Source organism: Flavobacterium sp. GNP008 (genome assembly GCF_056428965.1).
In genome coordinates, this window is the sequence record NZ_JBWJVL010000002.1 from 106,528 (window position 1) to 126,283 (window position 19,756).

Sequence of the window (19,756 nt, forward strand, 5' to 3'; positions counted from 1 at the left end):
TTAACTTTTTAATAAAAATGATAAACAAGTGTTAAAATAATAGATATTTTGGTAATAGAGTAATCTTTTATTTAATCCATAAAAAAAGGATTAGACAATTTAAACATATTAAATTAGCCATTTATTAATTGTCAAATTTAAAAAACAATACTTAATTGTAGAATACTACTCAACAAAAAATAGTTAAATGAAAATCTAGCTTTATAATGATAAAATATAATCAAGTCAGTCTTGAAGAAGGCGAAATTTTAGATTTGAAACCAAATTTAAGTTTATCTCTATCCGATATTAAAGACTTTCCAATTATTGGTATTGGAGCTTCTGCGGGTGGGCTAGAGGCTTTAAAATTATTTTTTGAAAAGATGCCCATATCCACTGGTATGGGATTTATAGTAATACAGCATCTAGATCCAACACATCCTGGAATAATGCCTGAACTACTGCAAAGAATGACAGAGATGAAAGTTTATCAGGTAACAGATATGCTTCCGGTAAGACCTAATTCTGTTTACGTAATTCCACCAAATAAAAGCTTATCAATTTTGAACGGTAGATTGCACGTATTTGATCCCAAAGAGCCTCGAGGGTTGCGATTACCAATTGACATTTTTTTTAGATCATTAGCATCGGATCGAATGGAAAAAAGTATTGGAGTTGTTCTTTCTGGAATGGGATCTGATGGTAGTTTAGGACTAAAAGCCATCAAAGAAAAAAACGGAATAGTAGTGGTACAAGACCCTACCTCTGCAAAATTTGACAGCATGCCACGTAATGCAGTTGCATCTGTTACAGCTGATATTGTAGCGCCTGTTCAAGAATTACCTGACAGGATAATTGCATTGCTCCAATATTTTCCAAAAATCAATAGCGTATCTGATTTTTACATTAAAACTAAAAGTAGTCTTGATAAAATTATAATCTTGTTACGGGAACAAACAGGGCATGATTTTTCGATGTATAAAAAAAGTACTTTACTGCGTCGTATTGAAAGACGAAAAGGAATACATCATATTGACAAAATAGAAACGTATGTACGTTTTTTAAAAGAAAATCCCCAAGAAACGGAATTGCTTTTCAAAGAATTACTAATTGGTGTAACGAGTTTCTTTAGAGATCCTCCTGTTTGGAATAAACTGAAAGAGGAAATTATTCCAAAAATGTTACAAGGAATGTCTCCTGAACATATTGTACGAGTATGGATTCCTGCCTGTTCGACGGGTGAAGAAGCGTATTCTTTAGCAATGATTTTTGAAGAGGAAAACTATAAAAGGGAAAAAGATAAAAGAATAAAATTACAAATTTTTGCAACTGATTTAGATGTTTTATCTATTGAGAAAGCAAGGAAAGGTTTTTTTTATTCTAACATAACAAAGGATGTATCACAAGAACGTATCAATAAGTTTTTCACACCCGAAAAAGAAGGGTATCGGGTAAACACTTCCATACGAGAAATGATTGTTTTTGCGCCTCACAATGTTATCAAAGACCCTCCATTTACAAAGTTGGACTTATTAACTTGTCGGAACATGTTGATATACATGGAACCTCAATTACAAAATAAATTAATAATGCTGTTTAATTATAGCTTAAACCATGGTGGTATAATGATGCTTGGAACTGCAGAAACAATTGCAAGCAGTATTACAGGATTTGAAGTAGTGGATTCAAAATTGAAGTTTTTTAAGCGAATTTCAAAATCAATTTCCCCTAAATTCTCAAATTTTCCAAGTTCTTTTTCCCAAATTAAAAGAGAAACTATTGATATTATGAAAGAAAATAAGGCCGTTGAAAACATACAGACTCTTACGGATCAAATTTTACTACAACGTTTTTTACCTGCAAGCATACTGGTTAATAATAAAGGGGATATACTCTATATTACTGGGAGAACTGGGAAATATTTAGAACCAGTAGCTGGTAAAGCAAACTGGAACATTCATGCTATGGCTCGGGAAGGTCTAAGAAATGAATTGCCAAAAGCGTTCCGTAAAGCGATGCAAAATTTCGATCCAGTGCATGTTGATTCCATAAAAGTAAATGAAAATGGAACCAATCATCTAATAAACTTGACAGTCCAGCAATTAGAAAGTCCGGACGCTTTAAAAGGGATGATAATGGTGGTATTCACGGATGTTATCAATACTAATAGTAGCAAGGAACCCGGTTTAGGTACTTCTAAATTAATAAAATTGAATGCTACTAGTAAAGAGAATGAACTAGAAGCGGAACTCATTCGTAGTAATGAAGATTTAAACAGTGTTCGTGAAGAGATGCAAGCTTCTCAAGAGGAACTTAAATCAACAAATGAAGAGCTTCAATCAACAAATGAAGAGCTTCAATCAACAAATGAAGAATTAACAACTTCAAAGGAAGAGCTTCAAAGTTTAAACGAAGAATTACAAACAGTTAATACGGAGTTACAGAGTAAGTTAATTGATTTTGAGCAGGCAAATAATGACATGAAAAACCTGCTTAATAGTACGGAAATTGCAACTCTTTTTTTAGATAATGAACTAAATATACGACGATTTACAGATCCCGTAACTAAAATATTTAAATTGCGTGCTACGGATACTGGAAGACCTTTTACAGATTTAGTTTGCGATTTGAAATATCCTGAAATGGTTGATAATGCGCTAGAAGTAATACGAACACTTACACCCATCCAGAAAGAAGTGCCAACAAATGATAACAGGTTTTATTATGTTCGTATAATGCCATATCGTACTTTGGATGATCGCATAGATGGACTTGTAATCACATTTACTGATATTACAGCAGCAAAACAAGCTGAGGAATCTCTTAAACTAGAAAATCAATACCGTCGTCTTTTTGAATCTGCCAAAGATGGGATTCTAATTCTTAATTTTGAGTCTGGAAAAATAATAGATGTAAATCCATTTTTGGTAGGTATGTTGGGTTTTTCATATGATCAGTTTATTGAGAAATCGATTTGGGAAATAGGTTCTCTAAAAGATATTGTTGCTAACAAGGATAAATTTTTAGAGTTACAAAAAAAAGAATTTGTTCGGTATGAAAATTTGCCCTTAGAAACTGCAAAAGGAAGAAAAATACATGTTGAGTTTGTAAGTAATGTTTATCTGGTAAATAATAAAAAAGTGATTCAGTGTATCATACGCGATATTTCTGATCGTGTCTTTGTTCAGGAAGCATTAGTTAATGCTGAAACGCGTTACAAGCACCTTTTCGATTCTGTAAAAGACGGAATTGTATTTGTGGATGGAGCATCAGGAAAGATAAATGCTGTAAACCCTTTTTTTATAGATTTAACGGGTATTCCCAAGGAAAAATTTATTGGAAAAGAAATTTGGACTGTTGAATTTCTAAAAAACATCATAATAAATAAAGAAACTTTTAAGGAATTGAGTCACAACGAATCATTTCGATCAATTTATAAAGAAATTGAAACAGGGCATAAAAAAAGAATTAATATTGAATTTATCAGCACAGTTTATTTTATTGGTAGTCAAAAAAACATTCAATTTTTTATGCATGAAATAGTATTATAAGAGGAATTTTTGGTCAAAGATAAAAGGCTTTATAATTTCCAATTCTAGGCAATTAAAATAGTAGTATTTAAAAATGTAGTACTCATGGGAAATATTGAAAATAAAACTGAAGCTCGCTTCATCATTAGACAAAAAGCAGAGGAATTACAAAGGATAAAAGAGTCAAAAAGTAATTCCAAACTTTCAGAAGTGGAAACATTAAAACTGATTCATGAATTAGAGGTACATCAGTTAGAGTTGGAAATGCAAAAAGACGAACTCATGCTTGCTGTAAATGAGGCCGAAAAGGCAAAGCAAAAATACACTGAATTGTATGATTTTGCGCCCACAGGCTATTTTACGCTTACAAATTCAGGTAAAGTGACTCATCTTAATATAGCTGGGTCTCAACTTTTAAAAAAAGACAGATCAAAATTGATAAATAGTCAATTTGGATTTTTTGTTTGTGATGGTTATAAGCCTGTTTTCAATGAATTTATAGAGCGTATATTTGAAGTTGAAAAAAAGGAATGTTGTGAGGTTAAATTAGTTTTAGAGGATCAAACAACCATAAATATATATCTTACCGGAATTCTTTCTGAAAATAAAAAAGAAGCACTGATCACAGTTGTAGACATTACAAAACATAAATTAACGGAATCAGCACTTAGAGAAAGTGAAGAACGGTATCGGGATTTATTGAATAATCTTGATGTTGGTATAATTGTGCATGATAAGAATTCTGCTATTCTTTTTTCAAATCCTAAAGCCTCTGTGTTAATAGGTTTGAGTAAGGAAAAAATAAAAGAAAAACACAGTCATAATCCACTATGGAAATTTATAAAAGAGGATTATAAATCGTTGTCCATAGAAAATTATCCCGTTAACCAAATTATTAGTTCTCGAAAATCAATTAAAAATTTTATTATTGGAATAAAAAAACCCTATATCACATCTATTAAATGGCTTTTGTTTAATGGTTTTCCTGTTTTTAATAGTAATGGAGAAATTGATAAAGTGATCATTAGCTTTGTTGAAATAACGGAGTTTAAAAAATTAGAAATTGCGCTAACAAAAGCTAAAGAACAAGCTGAAGCGGCCAATAAAGCCAAATCTAGTTTTCTGACAAATATGAGCCATGAAATTCGCACTCCCTTAAACGGAATTATTGGATTTACGGATTTATTAATGCGGACTAGTTTAGATGGAAACCAGAAGGAATACATGAATACGGTTAATGAATCTGCTACTATTTTAATTGAAATAATTAATAATATTTTAGACTTTTCCAAAATTGAATCGGGAAAATTAGAATTGAACGTCGAAGAAATTAATCTTATAGAACTTACGCATCATGTAGTTGATATATTTAAATATCATGCAGATTTAAAAAAAATAGATTTAATTCTAAATATAGAAGACACTGTTCCCAATTTTGTTTTTGCAGATTCCATACGTTTGAAACAAATTTTAGTGAATTTAATAGGTAACGCATTAAAATTCACAAAAATAGGGCATGTTCAGTTAGATATTAGTTGTGAAACTAATTCTGAAGATGAAAATCGATGCCACTTAACGTTTTGTGTAAAAGATACAGGTATTGGAATAAAACAAGAAAATCAAGAGAAAGTATTTCAATCTTTTATGCAGGAAGATTGCTCTATAACACGCAAATTTGGTGGAACAGGACTTGGATTAGCTATTTCAAATCAGCTTTTATCCTTGATGAACAGTGATTTAAAATTAAAAAGTAAATTTGGACAAGGAAGTGAGTTTTATTTTAATATTGAATTAGAAAAATCTAATCATGAAACTATTTCCATAGGCCAAGAGGAAAAAATTACGAGAAATAACGAAGCCAATTATTCAATGGATTTTTCTGGGAAAAATATATTGATAGTTGAGGATAATAGAATTAATATGCTCTTAGTAAAAACGTTACTGAAATCGATTCTACCAGGTAGCACTATTTTAGAAGCATCAGATGGTGAAAAAGCAATTAAAATGTACAAAAAAGAGAAACTGGATTTGATTTTAATGGACATCCAAATGCCTCATAAAAACGGATATCAAACTACTGCGGAAATAAAACATTTAAAAAAATACAATAACATTCCAATAATTGCCTTGACTGCAGGCATAATGTTAGGTGAAAAAGAAAAGTGTTTAGAATCAGGAATGGATGATTATGTTTCCAAACCTATTATTAGATGTAAATTGGAAGAAGTTTTATATAAATGGTTGCAAAAGGGATCGTTAAATGAAAATAATTAAATTTAAAAAAAGATCTTCAAATTTATAAGTAAGTCTGGTTATATTAATTGTCAATCAAGGAATGCTTTTATTTTGTTCTTTTTAAACCAAATTTTTTGATAGCATGTTTTTTGAGGTGTTCTATGACCTCCTCTACAGAGTCAGTTACAAAAAGGAGCTTCATGTCTTCAGGACTGATACTCTCATAGTCTACCATTTTTTTGATATGATAGGTTAATTCTTTGTGATAAACAGAATCAAAAATTACAACTGGGAAATTGCTGATTATTTTATTTTGAATTAAAGTCAAAGCTTCAAATAGTTCGTCTAATGTTCCTATTCCTCCTGGCATTACTACAAAAGCATAGGAATATTTTATTAAAATTACTTTTCTTACAAAAAAATAAGGAATGTAAACCCACTTGTGTAAATAAGAATTTTGTTTTTGCTCTACAGGAAGCACAATATTGCATCCTACGGAATATCCGCCTGCTTGATAAGCTCCCTTATTTGCGGCTTCCATTAATCCAGGTCCACCTCCTGTCATTACTGTAAATCCTAATTTTGCTATTTCGGAACCAATTTTTTCGGCGCTTTTATAATGAGCAGTTTCCGGACCAAAACGGGCTGATCCAAAAATCGTTACACAAGGACTTATAGCATGCATTTTTTGAAACGCTCTTATAAAATTATATAGGACCTTAAAAATGAAAGTTAAGTTTTTTATCCGCGTCATCGGTCCTCGTACAAATAAAGATTCGGATCTTGAAAGTTTGTATCTACGAGGCTTTTTCATAATGATTGTAAAAAAATAGAAATTAATACAGAGTTTTTATGAAGTTTTAAATAAATTTTCGAGTAAAATAAATAATGAATTTTTCAAAAAATAAAAGTTCATCAGTTTGTAACGTAATTACAGTAAATTTAATTTTAGAATTAATACTGACAGTTAAAAATTATTTATTACTTTTTTCCAAAATGATTTTAATAATTTCCTCTTTACTCAACACCCCTGATTGTCTCCACAACTGTTTGCCATGTTGAAATAAAATCATTGTAGGAACCCCACGAACCTGATATTGATTTGAAATTTGCTGGTTTTTGTCCACGTCAATTTTAATGATGGAAATGGTCTCTCCCAAATGGTCTTTTACTGCTTTTAAAATTGGAAAGAGCGTTTTACATGGTCCACACCATGTAGCAAAAAAATCTATTAATACCGGTTTTTCGGATTTGATAATCGTATCGAAATTACTCATCTCTATTGTATTTGTAGTTAAGAAATAGTGCTATTTTAAAAAAAAATAAAATCAACTTACTAAAAGAAACAGCCCATAGCCAATTAAATATTTATATTTTAAAAAGCGATTCAAGCAAAAATTATTAAGGTAACTATTAGAAAAATCTAAAACTTAAGGTGTTATTTTATAAATAAAGAAACTTCCATTATTTTGAAAAAAAACTGGTATTATTGTTTCAATTTTTCAATTCTATACTTTTCATCATATGAAATCACATCCTGTAATTCCTTGAGGATGATTTCATTTTTACTGACAATTAAAACTTCAGCAAAATTACTACTGATATTTACATTTAAGATAGTATCTATTGCTGCTAATTTTTGTGAGATAGTTTTCATACAGTCACTACAAGTAATACCATCAAATTTATAAAGAGTAACAGCTATTGGATTGTTTTTTTTTAGTTCGATAAACAATTCTGAATTGGCTCTTGCTTTTATGGATTTTTTAGACAAATTCATGCTCAAAAAGTCAAAAGCACCTGCAAAAAGCATTCCATATTCTTGTTTACTTCCGCCAAAAGGAGGGCTGGTTTCAAAAGTTCGGTTGAATAATACTCCAGCCAAAATTCCTTCATCAGCTAAAAGATGATGCATTTTCCAAACGTACTTTTGCCGCAATACAGGTGGTAAAGCGCAGAAAAAGGTTTGCTCAATTATCAAATCATATTTTCCTTCGTGTTCAAAGAAATCACCTAATATAATTTGAATATTAGAATTGTTTTTAAACTTTTCTTTTAAATCCGCAACAGGAGTGGGTGCAATATCTATAACAGTTATGTTTGTAAATCCTTGCTCGAAAAGATAGTCTGCTTCATAACTATTTCCACAGCCGGGAATTAAAACACGAATGTTCTTGTTTTTTAAGGTGTCCACATACGCTTGTATGGGAGGAGATACTTTACCTAAATCCCAATGGGTTGTCTTAGCTTTGTATTGGGCTTCCCAATAGGTTGCGTCAAGCGTTGACTCACAAGAAACTAGACAACATTTTAACTCTGACATTTTATTTTATTTTTTAAATTGTGAACATAATGTACAAAGACGTTCAAAAGAGGGACGGGTAAAATACTTTTATAATTGATATAAAAAACACCAATAATTTTGATACTCAGCTTCCTTAATTTTTGTGTCAATTATTTTAAAACTTTGCTTTGACAAACGAAATCAGTTTTTGGTATATTTGTTTTTGCAATTGCATTAAATCCACCTTCAATTTCTGTAAAATTTCTAAAACCACGAGCTTCTAATATTGAAGCGGCAATCATACTGCGGTATCCCCCCGCACAATGTAGGTAAAAATGTTCTTTCGGATTTATATCCTTCACCCATTCATTAATAGCTGCTAATGGTTTATTGTAGGCTTCTTGTACATGTTCAGCTGAATATTCATTTTCTTTGCGAATATCAATTATAGTGCTTTCACCTATTTTTACTTTTTCTACAAATTGTTTGGCTGTAATTCTATTTACCGTATCAATTTCTTTTCCGGATTTTGCCCAGGCATCAAAACCGCCATCTAGATGACCTATTAAATTATCAAACCCTACACGACTCAAACGCGTTACAGTTTCTTCCTCTTGTCCTACTTCACAAACAATTAGAATGGGTTGTTTTACATTGCCAATTAAAGCGCCCACCCAGGGAGCAAAGTCCCCGTCAATTCCTATATTTATAGCTTGCGGAATAAATCCTCTAGCAAAATCTCCATTTTTTCTCGTATCTAAAATCAAGGCACTGGTTTCTTCAGCAGTTATTTCAAATTCGACCACCGATAGGGCACGCATTCCCAAATGCAATACCTTTTCAAAACTCTCATATCCTTTTTTATTCAGGGCTACATTCATGCCAAAATAAGCCGGTGGAGGCAATAAACCTTCGGTTACTTCTTGTACAAATTCGGCTTCAGTCATATTTGCTCGCAATGCATAATTTGATATTTTTTGATTGCCGATAGTAGATATTGTTTCTTTGCTCATATTTTTTCCACAGGCACTTCCTGCACCATGAGCTGGATATACAATAACATCATCTGCCAAGGGCATCACCTTATCTCTTAAGGAATGATATAAGAGCGCAGCTAAGTCTTCCTGTGTCATCGAAGCTGCTTTTTGGGCTAAATCCGGTCTTCCTACATCTCCAATAAATAAAGTATCTCCAGAGAAGATTGCGTGATCTTTTCCGGTTTCATCAATCAGTAAATAAGTAGCGCTTTCCATAGTGTGGCCAGGAGTATGCAAAACTTTTATTTTGATGTTTCCAATAGTGAATTCTTGTCCGTCTTTAGCAGAAATACATTCAAATTCACAGGTTGCATTTGGACCATAAACAATAGGAGCGCCAGTTTCTTTACTCAAATCAACATGGCCAGATACAAAATCAGCATGAAAATGGGTTTCAAAAATATATTTTAATGTAACGTTATCTCTTTCTAATCGGTCTAAATACGGTTGGGTTTCACGTAATGGGTCAATTATAGCTGCTTCGCCATTAGAGGTAATATAATAAGCACCTTGGGCTAAACATCCTGTATATATTTGTTCAATTTGCATGATTGCGTCTTTTAATTTCATGGTACAAATGTAGTTCTGTTTTTTAGGATAAACAGTGATAATTGTTACATTGATTTTTTATTTCAGTAAAGATTCTTTGATTATAATATAAATACCCATGCTTAGTACAAACCATCCAAAAGCGGGTTTTAATCTTGCTCCATCAATTTTTTTAGATAAATAAGTACCAATAAACATTCCAATTATGGCAATTGATGAAATAGTAAAAAGCAGTTTGTAATTGATTGGGTTACCATTACATACATCCCCGCCAAATCCAATTAATGAATTAATAAAGATAATCAATAATGAAGTGCCAATAGCCTGTTTTATAGGTAAGTTTGCAAAAAAAAGCAATGCTGGAATGATTAAAAACCCACCACCGGCCCCTAAAAATCCTGTGATGAACCCCACCAGAAGACCTATGTAGGCAATACGAAAAAAGTTATCTTGTTTCACATTCTTTTTTTGACTAGTTTTTTTAATCATTGATATTGACGTAATAATCATTAGTATAGCAAAGATTATCATTATCAAAAGGTTTTTTGATACTTCAAAAGCATTTAATGTAAAAAGAACGGAAGGGATTGTGGGCAATATAATATCCCGAACAAAAAGTAAAGAAAGGACAGAAGGTATTGCGAAAATTAGTGCTGGTTTTAACTTTAAATTTCCAAGTCTGTAGTGACTGTAACTACCAATCATGGCTGTTATTCCTACTATAAATAAGGAATAACTTGTTGCCTGTTCTGGATTGATATTAAAAAGGTATACTAAAATAGGAACAGCAAGAATTGATCCTCCGCCACCTATTAGACCTAAAGAAAGTCCAATGATAATTGAAGCAAAATAACCTAAATATTCCATTTGAATTTTTTTTAATACAAAGGTTGTCTGTAAATCATTTGTAAACGGTAACATTTGTCACATTAGTGATGTTTTATTTTAAAATTTCAATGTTGTTACGGTGCAGGGATACCAAGCCCCTTTGTTCCATCTTTTTTAAAAGACGAGAAATCACTTCTCTGGAGGTATTTAATTCGGAGGCAATTTCCTGATGAGAAAGTTTCAATTCTTTACAGTGGCAAGCCTCGGCATGGCGTTTTAAATAAAATTCTAAACGTTCATCCATTGCTCTAAATGCAATGCTGTCAATGACTTCTAGGACTTCCTCAAAACGAGTGCGATAGGAATTAATTACAAATTCAGACCAACTGCGGTGTTGCATCATCCATTTGTCCATGAATAGAAGAGGAATTAACACGATGTCAACATCTTCAACAACCTTGGCCATTATTTGACTTTTTTCATTTTTGGTAGCACAAATCATAGAAATAGCACAGGCTTGACCGGGTTGTAAATAATACATGAAAAATTCACCTCCATTTTCATCTTCGCGATAAATTTTTATTTTTCCACTGATCACTAATACAGTGTTTTTTATATATTGGCCGGTTCGTATTATTATATCACCGTTTTGGTAGGAATGTAAAGTGGCGTTTGTTGCGATTTCTATACCTAATTCTCTTGAAAATGAAGGAAATATATTCTTGATTGATTCTAACATTTTAGTATAATTACTATCGTTTATAATGTAAAAGTAATCTAAAAAAAATAAAAAGAGGAGGCTGTTTTTAATTAGGAAATTATGGGCAAGTGGTTGATTTATTGCATCTTATTTTATTTATTGCCCATGGATTTAATAGGCTTTTTCAGCAAAATAGATGGCTGATTTATAATTCTTTGATACAAACTGTTTTGCGAAAACGTTTTCTTATAAATATTATCTAATTTACAATTCATCCGTTTATTATTAGTTAAAAACGTTGTATTTTTACAAAAAACATCATTATGAATTTAACACAAGAAGATTGGATTTCTCAATTTGAAGCTGATGAAAATGCAGTGATTTTAGATGTGAGAACTGAAGCAGAATTCAATGAAGGTATTATCACTAATGCCATCAATATTGATATTCACCGAGGTCAGAATTTTGTAACTGAAATAGAAACATTAGACAAGAGTAAAAATTATTATGTGTATTGCCGTTCCGGTATGCGAAGTGCAAAAGCATGTGAAATTATGAATCAACTGGGTTTTGAAAATGCTTATAATCTGGTAGGAGGTATTACAGAATGGGATGGCGAAGTAGTTACTCCCTAATAAATAAAGAGGCAATTGCCTCTTTATTTATTTTAAAATAAAAATAAAATTTAATATACTTTAGTATGAATGTAATACCAGAAGAATTTAAGATCACCACATTATTGAATCAAGATACATATTTAATAGATGGTGAGTTAAAAAAATGGGAAGGTCAAACTACCGCGGTTTTCTCGACAATCTCATCCTCGGAGGAATACGGACCAACTATATTAGGATCTATTCCCTTTATGGGAGAAACAGAAGCTAATGAAGCAGTAAATGCGGCTAGCATAGCTTACAATAATGGTCAAGGTTTGTGGCCTACCATGAAAGTTTCGGACCGTATCAAATGCATGGCAAATTTTGTTACGCAGATGAAAGCGACTCGAACAGAAGTTGTTAAACTTTTGATGTGGGAAATTGGAAAATCATTGGGTGATTCTGAAAAGGAATTTGACAGAACGGTAGAGTACATCTACGATACTATTGAAGATTACAAACTGTTAGACAGAGACAGTTCCCGTTTTACTAAGAGCCAAGGGGTTAATGCCATGGTACGTCGCGGTCCACTTGGTGTTGTACTGTGTCTTGGGCCATACAATTATCCTTTGAATGAAACTTTTTCTTTATTGATTCCCGCTTTGATTATGGGTAATACTGTAATTTTCAAACCTGCTAAGCATGGTGTTTTGTTAATTTCTCCTCTATTGGAGGCATTTAGGAACAGTTTTCCAAAAGGAGTTATTAATATTGTTTATGGAAGAGGACGTGAAGTAGCTTCGCCAATAATGAAATCTGGAAAAGTAGATATTCTGGCTTTGATTGGTAATAGTAAATCAGCTATTGCGTTGCAGGATCAACATCCTAACAAAAACAGATTACGGTTGATACTAGGCTTAGAGGCTAAAAATCCAGCGATTATTTTACCTGATGCCGATTTAGATTTGGCTATTCAAGAATGTATTGCAGGTACCTTATCATTTAATGGTCAACGTTGTACGGCCTTAAAAATTTTATATGTTCATGAGACGATTGCCGATGAATTTAATCGTCGTTTTGCTGCCAAAGTAGATGCGCTGGTTTTTGGAAATCCATGGGATCAATCAGTACAGTTAACTCCGTTGCCCGAAAAAGACAAGCCTGCCTACATCCAGGAATTAATTGATGATGCGACTCACAAGGGAGCGAAAATAATTAATGCTAAAGGAGGGGAGCACTCTCCTAATTATATCTTTCCTGCAGTTTTATTTCCAATAAACAAAGAAATGAGAGTGTATCATGAAGAGCAGTTTGGTCCTGTTGTACCCATTATGACTTTCAAAGACATTCAAGAACCATTGAATGATATGGCGGAGTCAAATTACGGACAACAAGTAAGTTTGTTTGGAAAAGACATCAAAACTATTGCGCCACTTATTGATACTTTAGTGAATCTAGTGTGTAGAGTAAACCTAAATAGTTCTTGTCAAAGAGGTCCTGATGTATACCCATTTACAGGCAGGAAAGACTCTGCTGTGGGAACGTTAAGCATTCATGATGCCTTGCGTTCGTTCTCTATCAGAACTTTTGTAGCATCAAAAGACAATGATTATAACAATAGTATTTTGCAGGAATTATTAAATAGCAAAGAATCTAATTTTGTCAATACAAATTATACATTGTAATCTATATGGATTAAAAAAGTACAGCCGTCTCGTTTTTTATGAGTCGGCTTTTTTTATGTTTTTTTTTATTTGAGACAAGTGTCGCATCTATTTGAAAATTAAGTGTTTAAAATATATATATTATGAAAAATCGTAAAATAATAGAAAAGTATTATGCTATATTTGTAAAAGAAAGATCTTTTTTCCTACATGAAATGATTTTGAACGTGGTTAATTTAAAATCCAGCTATGAAACACTATTACAAAATTATTTTCCTTTTTATTTTAATATTTTTAATTAATAATTTAAATGCAAAAAATAATAATCTACATTCAGGAATAGATACGATAAGTGTAAAAAAAGATGCTAAAAACGTAGTATTACCCATAGCAACAATAACAACGAATGTAACGGCGGTTTGTATTAATGGGATTCAGCCTGTAGTAACTTTTACTGGTGGTGGAGGGGTTGCTCCTTATACATTTATTTATAAAATTAATGGTGGTGCAGATATTGTAAGTGCTCAATCAATAGGGGATATTCTAAAAATTAACATACCTACTACAGTAACCGGAAATTTTGAATATACATTGGTTAGTATCAAAGATGATTCTAATGCTTCACAAGGGCAAACTGGTACAGTAGGAATAAAGGTAAATGATTTGCCAGTTGTTGATTTTTCATTTGCCAATGATAATAATTGTTCAGGGACTACTGTTCCGTTTATTTCTAATGCAGTAGGATCCGGGACATATACTTATACTTGGGATTTTGGAGATGGTTTTATTTCCACAAGTAAAGATCCAAACCATTCATTTATAGCATTGGGTTGTAGTACACAAACATTTATAGTAAAATTAATTGTTACGGATACTAGCGGAGGATGTTCAGTTTCTACAACCCGCAATGTAACTGTAAAACAAAAGCCCGATATAAATTTTAAAGATAATAACAGTTCATTCGCTGCCTTTAGTAACTGTCAGAATGCTTCAGCATTAATTCCTAGCTATAGTATATCTGTAGGAAATAATTCTGTTTCTACTTGTATTACTTCTTATACAATAGATTGGGGCGATGGTAGTTCGGCGTCAAATTTTACTACTTTTCCACAAACGCATACTTACATTAAATTAGGAGCCTATAATATGATTATTACAGCTCTAGGCGATAACGGATGTAGTAACTCTAAGACGTATGTTGTTAAAAATGTTACCAATCCTTCTGGTGGAATTGTAAGTCCGGGTAGTACCACTAATTTATGTGCTCCAACTGCAAATATAGATTTTGCAATTTCAGCTTGGGGAAATAATTCTATAGGGACCGTTTATGACATTGATTATGGTGATAATTCAACAATTGTGCATCTTACACAAAGTGAATTAGAAACTTCTTTGCAATATAATGCTGCAAATCCTTCCGCATCAGCCAATTATTTGATTCCACATTTATATACAACTTCAAACTGTCCCAAAAGTGAATTTATAGTTAAATTATCGGTAACAAATGCTTGTGGTTTTACTACAGCTACAGTTTCTAATATTAGTGTATTTTTAAAACCAGTCGCAAATTTTACAGTTCCAGCTAACGTTTGTTCGAATACAAATGTCTTATTTACAAATACTACGGTATCAGGGTTTAATCAGAATTGTAATCAGGATTCTATTTATACATGGAATTTTGGCGATGGTTCTCCTGAACAGCAATCAGTTAAAAATAGTAATCATATTTATACAACTCCGGGGAATTATACAGTAACCCTAACGGCGGAAGGTTACTGCGGTAAATCCACCAAAACCCAACAGATTTGTATTGAAAGTCCTTTAGTTCCACAATTTACAATAAATACAAATTCAGGTTGCTCACCTTTAGTAGTAACGACTACCAATACTACCAATATTACTAATGCCTGTGTTCCCCCAACCTATTTATGGAGTGTTACTTACACCGCAGCAAATTGTGGTATAGTTTCATCTTATACATATACTGGTGGAACAACTGCAACGTCAGCTAGTCCATCTTTTAATTTTGTAAATCCAGGAACCTATACTTTAAAATTAACTGTAACTAATTCTTGTGGAAGTACTAGTGTTAATCAAAATATAACTATAAAAACCCCACCAATAGTAATCCTAAATACGATTCCAAATGCTTGTGGGACAGCAATTATTTCACCAACGGCTGTAGTACAAGGATGCGCACCTGTTTCTAGTGTATTATCTTATGCTTGGAGTTTTCCTGGTGGTACTCCAGCAACTGCAACCGCTGCTATTCCTGAACCTATTACTTATAATACTTCGGGAAATTATACGGTTTCATTAACAGTAACTAATGAATGTGGTGTTTCTACAACCGCTACTAAAATGTTTTCAGTAAGTACAGCCCCGGCTTTAACGAATACAGCCCTAACTGAAACTATTTGCTCAGGTTCTCAAACGACTTTAGTAAATTTAACTGCTGATATTGTTGGGACTACTTTTTCTTGGACGGCAACAGCAACTGCAGGAATCACCGGTTTTATGGCTTCCGGTACAACGAATACAATTCCTGTACAAACTATTTCAACAACAAATACTACAGTAGGGACCGTTACTTATGCCATTACTCCCATATTAAACGGATGCTCAGGAGCAGTAGTAAATTATGTTGTTACTGTAAACCCAGCTCCCAATATCACAACCCAGCCGTCTTCAAGTACTATTTGCCAAAATGGAACACTTAATGTATTATCGGTTGTTTTAAATACTTCATCAGGGACACCAACGTACCAATGGTATTCAAATCTAAACAATAATACAATTACCGGAAATCCAATTTCAGGAGAAACTAATGCTTCTTTTCAGCCATCGAATGCATCAATTGGAACAATTTATTATTACTGCATTATTACGTTAGGCGTTTCAGGAGGCTGCTCTAGCATCACTTCTACTATTGCAAATATTACAATTACAGCTGGTGCAACAATTACTTTACAGCCAACTACATCGCAAAATCTATGTGTAGGAAGTACAATAAGTACTCCATTAAAAATAAGTTATTCTGGTGGTACAGGAATTCCAAATTACCAATGGTTTTCAAACACAACCAATGGAAATAGTGGAGGGACCCTAATTCCGGGTGCTACGAATTCAAGTTACATTCCGGCAGTTTTAACTTTTTCAGGAATAAATTACTTCTATGTTGTCATAACATTATCAGGAAGTGGATGTGGTCCAATAACAAGTAATCCAGCAGAAGTAAAAATTGTTTCAGCCCCCATTATTACTTCACAACCATTGCCAATGCAAACGTTATGTCAAAATGTTATCCCAGCAGATTTATCAGTGATCGCCTCTGGAGACGTTAGTGTTGGTATTGTAAATTACCAATGGTTTTCGAATGTGACAAATTCAAATACCGGCGGGACTTTATTAGTTGGAGCAACAAATGCTGCTTTTACACCACCTACAACAGTATTAGGGACACTATATTATTATTGTGAAATTTCGCAAAGTAGTTTGGGCTGTAATACTTCAAGTAATGTTGGAACCATAATTATAAATCGTGCACCCACAATTACTTTGCAACCCTCCTCCAGTATATTATGTTTAGGAGGCACACCAACACTTTTAAAAGTAGCTTACAGTAATGGAGTTGGTCCGCCACAATACCAATGGTATTCTAATACTACTAACTCTACAATAGGGAGTTCTGCAATTTCAGGAGCAACAAATGATAGTTTCAATCCACCCGCTATAGCAGTTGGAACAACGTATTATTATTGTATTATTACTTTGTCTACTGGGGGATGTTCTGTTTTAGGCTCTGCTATTGTTGAGGTTAAAATTAATCAAAATATTGTAATTGCTAACAAAAGTGCAGTAATATGCAGCAATAAAGCCTTTACAATTACGCCAGATAATTTAAACGGAGATACCGTGCCAAGTGGAACCACGTATACTTGGTCAGCTCCATTAATTAATCCTTCTAATGCAGTTAGTGGAGCTCTTGCAATGACCATACCTCAAAACAATATCAGCCAAACATTAATTAATACTACAACTAATCCGGCAACAGTCACTTACACTATTACACCCACTTCAGGTACTTGTGTTGGCACTGATTTTATTATTATTGTAACCGTAAACCCATTGGTAAGCCTTAATAGTAACATCACAAATAGTAGTTGTTTTGGTATTAATAATGGTTCAATTAAAATTGATTTAACTGGAGGAGTTCCTTTTAACATTGGTGACCCTTACTTAATTTCCTGGATAGGGCCAAACGGATTTACAGCTAATACAGCAAGTATTTCTAACCTGCAGGCAGGAGATTATATTCTTTCTGTTAACGATGATGGGGGTTGTACTTTTTCAAAAAATTATAAAATTATAGCGCCAGATGCCATCGTTATTACTACCGATTTAGAAAAAGACATTACCTGTTTTGGTAATGCCAATGGAGCAATAGCAATTACAATAACGGGAGGAACTGTAAATTATAAGTATATTTGGACTAAAGATAATTTACCATTTGCTAACACTGAAGATTTATCGAGTTTAAGTCCGGGCGTATATGCTGTTTCCGTTTCTGATAGTAATAATTGTGGGCCAGTAATAGCTACTTTTACCATTACTGAGCCACCTATTTTAGTTTTAAATTTAGTAAGTCAGACTAATGTTTTATGTTTTGGAGCTGCGACTGGAGCTGTTGATATTGATGTAGTTGGAGGGTCACCAATCCAGATTTCTGCGGGTGTTTTTGATTATAATTATGCTTGGACAGGACCAAACGGATTTACAAGTACCAATAAAAATCTAAGAGCTGTTTTCGCAGGGACTTATGTCTTAACAGTAACGGATAATTCAAGTTGCACCAAAAAGCTATTGGTTAACGTAAAAGAATCTTCAGAAATCATAATAAGGGCAACAACTACCCCAATTAAGTGTTATGGTGATAATAATGCATCAATTAAAATTGATGTGTCTGGAGGTAATACCCCTTATAAAATTGAATGGAGTAACTTAGCAACCAGTCTATTTCAAGACAACCTTTCGGCGGGGGATTATCAAGTGACAGTTACTGATGCTTTGAATTGTGTTACTACATTAAATGTAAACATAGCCGAAGTGCCCATTTTTACCATCAATCCAATAGTGAAACAAATTTCTTGTTTTGGAACGAATGACGGCAGTATAAATCTAAATTTAGTAGGAGGGATTACTCCACTAAAACTGGTATGGAATGATGGAAGTACGGCTGGTTTGACTAGAAATAATCTGGGCCCCGGTTCTTATACTGTAACCATAACCGACAGTAAGCCTTGTATCATAACTCGAACATTTGTAATAATGGAGCCACAAAAATTAGCTCTTTCTGCAAATGTTACTCAAGCATTTGATTGCGATAACGCTAATAGTGGTGCAATCAATTTGGTGGTTGCTGGTGGGACCCCACCATTTACTTATTCATGGTCAAATGGAACTACAACCGAAGATTTATTTGCAATTACAGCAGGAAATTATTTGATCACGGTGACTGATAACAGGGGCTGTTCAAAAACTGCCGAGTATGTTATTAACAGGCAACTACCAATTACGATTGGAGTAGAAACAAAAACTGATTTTAATTGTGAAGCAAAATCGGTAAAACAGATCTTTAAAGCACAAGTTTCAGGCGGAGTACCTCCATATCAATTACTATGGTCAAGCGGAATAGTAAGCGGACTCAATAATGAAATGATGAATACGAATCAAAATGGAACTGTTATTCTGGGCGTTACGGATAGTTTAGGTTGTAGGGCAAATTATACGTTAAATGTTGCTATTCCAGTACTAGGATCAACTTCTTATATAACAAGTTCTTATGCCTATTCAACATTTGGAGTTTTCTCTATTATTGATCCGATTCAATTTACTAATACAGCTAGTGTTAATCATATTAATATAACTTGGGATTTTGGAGATGGAAGCTTTTCCAGCGAGGAAAATCCACTTCATACTTTCGTTAAAGAAGGAAATTATGTAGTTAAACAAATGATTACAGATAAGTTTGGATGTATTCATACCTATATAGTAACATTAATAATTGACAAAGGTTATAAGTTACAAGTTCCCAATGGTTTTACTCCAAATGGAGATGGAATAAATGAAACTTTCAAGCCTGTTTTTGAAGGGTTGAAATCACTTCATCTAGATGTATACGATACTTGGGGAGAATTGATTTATTCAGAAAAAGGGGAAACTTTATACGGCTGGGACGGTAGAATAAAAGAAAAGAATTCGGAGAATGGGAATTATTATTTCAAAGTAAAAGCAATTACCTTTTATGGAACTGCGGTAAACGATGATGGTGCTTTTATACTAATTAAATAAGGA

General features: G+C 33.0%; 11 protein-coding genes. 5 read left to right on the forward strand and 6 right to left on the reverse strand.

Features of this window, described 5'->3' with window-relative positions; all coding sequences use genetic code 11:
- Positions 1–206 precede the first annotated feature (206 nt).
- Together AC0608_RS06905 and AC0608_RS06910 are read left to right on the forward strand one after the other, a co-directional pair.
- Positions 207–3,530 (forward strand): chemotaxis protein CheB, encoded by a 3,324-nt coding sequence (locus AC0608_RS06905; RefSeq protein ID WP_478288561.1) that lies wholly within the window; start codon positions 207–209, stop codon positions 3,528–3,530.
- An 84-nt stretch (positions 3,531–3,614) separates the two neighbouring features.
- The gene (locus AC0608_RS06910) at positions 3,615–5,783 is read left to right on the forward strand and encodes an ATP-binding protein (protein ID WP_478288562.1); all 2,169 of its coding nucleotides are present in this window, start codon (positions 3,615–3,617) and stop codon (positions 5,781–5,783) included.
- A gap of 67 nt (positions 5,784–5,850) precedes the next feature.
- On the opposite strand, the gene AC0608_RS06915 is transcribed toward AC0608_RS06910, so the two are convergent.
- The 6 genes from AC0608_RS06915 to AC0608_RS06940 form a co-directional block, all read right to left on the reverse strand.
- On the reverse strand, positions 5,851–6,429 hold the full coding sequence (locus AC0608_RS06915) for an LOG family protein (protein ID WP_478288563.1): 579 nt from the start codon (positions 6,427–6,429) through the stop codon (positions 5,851–5,853).
- A 289-nt stretch (positions 6,430–6,718) separates the two neighbouring features.
- Positions 6,719–7,021, reverse strand: a complete 303-nt coding sequence (gene trxA, locus AC0608_RS06920; protein WP_478288564.1) for a thioredoxin — start codon at positions 7,019–7,021, stop codon at positions 6,719–6,721.
- 209 nt (positions 7,022–7,230) lie between these two features.
- A complete protein-coding gene (locus AC0608_RS06925) occupies positions 7,231–8,067 on the reverse strand; it encodes a methyltransferase (protein ID WP_478288565.1) in 837 nt (278 codons plus the stop codon).
- Between the two features lie 131 nt (positions 8,068–8,198).
- Positions 8,199–9,614 carry an MBL fold metallo-hydrolase gene (locus AC0608_RS06930; RefSeq protein WP_478288881.1) on the reverse strand — a complete coding sequence of 472 codons (1,416 nt, stop codon included), beginning with the start codon at positions 9,612–9,614 and terminating at the stop codon, positions 8,199–8,201.
- A gap of 78 nt (positions 9,615–9,692) precedes the next feature.
- The gene (locus AC0608_RS06935) at positions 9,693–10,481 is read right to left on the reverse strand and encodes a sulfite exporter TauE/SafE family protein (protein ID WP_478288566.1); all 789 of its coding nucleotides are present in this window, start codon (positions 10,479–10,481) and stop codon (positions 9,693–9,695) included.
- Positions 10,482–10,554: 73 nt separating this feature from the next.
- Positions 10,555–11,181 (reverse strand): Crp/Fnr family transcriptional regulator, encoded by a 627-nt coding sequence (locus AC0608_RS06940; protein WP_417959653.1) that lies wholly within the window; start codon positions 11,179–11,181, stop codon positions 10,555–10,557.
- A gap of 284 nt (positions 11,182–11,465) precedes the next feature.
- On the opposite strand from AC0608_RS06940, the gene AC0608_RS06945 reads away from it, so the two are divergent.
- From AC0608_RS06945 to AC0608_RS06955, 3 genes are all read left to right on the forward strand, one after another.
- On the forward strand, positions 11,466–11,777 hold the full coding sequence (locus tag AC0608_RS06945; RefSeq protein WP_478288567.1) for a rhodanese-like domain-containing protein: 312 nt from the start codon (positions 11,466–11,468) through the stop codon (positions 11,775–11,777).
- A gap of 65 nt (positions 11,778–11,842) precedes the next feature.
- Positions 11,843–13,423, forward strand: coding sequence for an NADP-dependent glyceraldehyde-3-phosphate dehydrogenase (locus AC0608_RS06950; protein WP_478288568.1), 1,581 nt, complete (start codon positions 11,843–11,845; stop codon positions 13,421–13,423).
- Positions 13,424–13,651: 228 nt separating this feature from the next.
- Positions 13,652–19,753, forward strand: coding sequence for a PKD domain-containing protein (locus tag AC0608_RS06955; RefSeq protein WP_478288569.1), 6,102 nt, complete (start codon positions 13,652–13,654; stop codon positions 19,751–19,753).
- The last annotated feature ends 3 nt before the right edge of the window (positions 19,754–19,756 follow it).

Coding starts and splice junctions, on each gene's coding strand:
- AC0608_RS06940 (WP_417959653.1), bottom strand. CDS start 11,181: ATGTTAGAATCAATCAAGAATATATTTCCTTCATTTTCAAGAGAATTA.
- AC0608_RS06910 (WP_478288562.1), top strand. CDS start 3,615: ATGGGAAATATTGAAAATAAAACTGAAGCTCGCTTCATCATTAGACAA.
- AC0608_RS06935 (WP_478288566.1), bottom strand. CDS start 10,481: ATGGAATATTTAGGTTATTTTGCTTCAATTATCATTGGACTTTCTTTA.
- AC0608_RS06930 (WP_478288881.1), bottom strand. CDS start 9,614: ATGCAAATTGAACAAATATATACAGGATGTTTAGCCCAAGGTGCTTAT.
- AC0608_RS06915 (WP_478288563.1), bottom strand. CDS start 6,429: ATGCATGCTATAAGTCCTTGTGTAACGATTTTTGGATCAGCCCGTTTT.
- AC0608_RS06950 (WP_478288568.1), top strand. CDS start 11,843: ATGAATGTAATACCAGAAGAATTTAAGATCACCACATTATTGAATCAA.
- AC0608_RS06925 (WP_478288565.1), bottom strand. CDS start 8,067: ATGTCAGAGTTAAAATGTTGTCTAGTTTCTTGTGAGTCAACGCTTGAC.
- AC0608_RS06905 (WP_478288561.1), top strand. CDS start 207: ATGATAAAATATAATCAAGTCAGTCTTGAAGAAGGCGAAATTTTAGAT.
- AC0608_RS06945 (WP_478288567.1), top strand. CDS start 11,466: ATGAATTTAACACAAGAAGATTGGATTTCTCAATTTGAAGCTGATGAA.
- AC0608_RS06955 (WP_478288569.1), top strand. CDS start 13,652: ATGAAACACTATTACAAAATTATTTTCCTTTTTATTTTAATATTTTTA.
- trxA (WP_478288564.1), bottom strand. CDS start 7,021: ATGAGTAATTTCGATACGATTATCAAATCCGAAAAACCGGTATTAATA.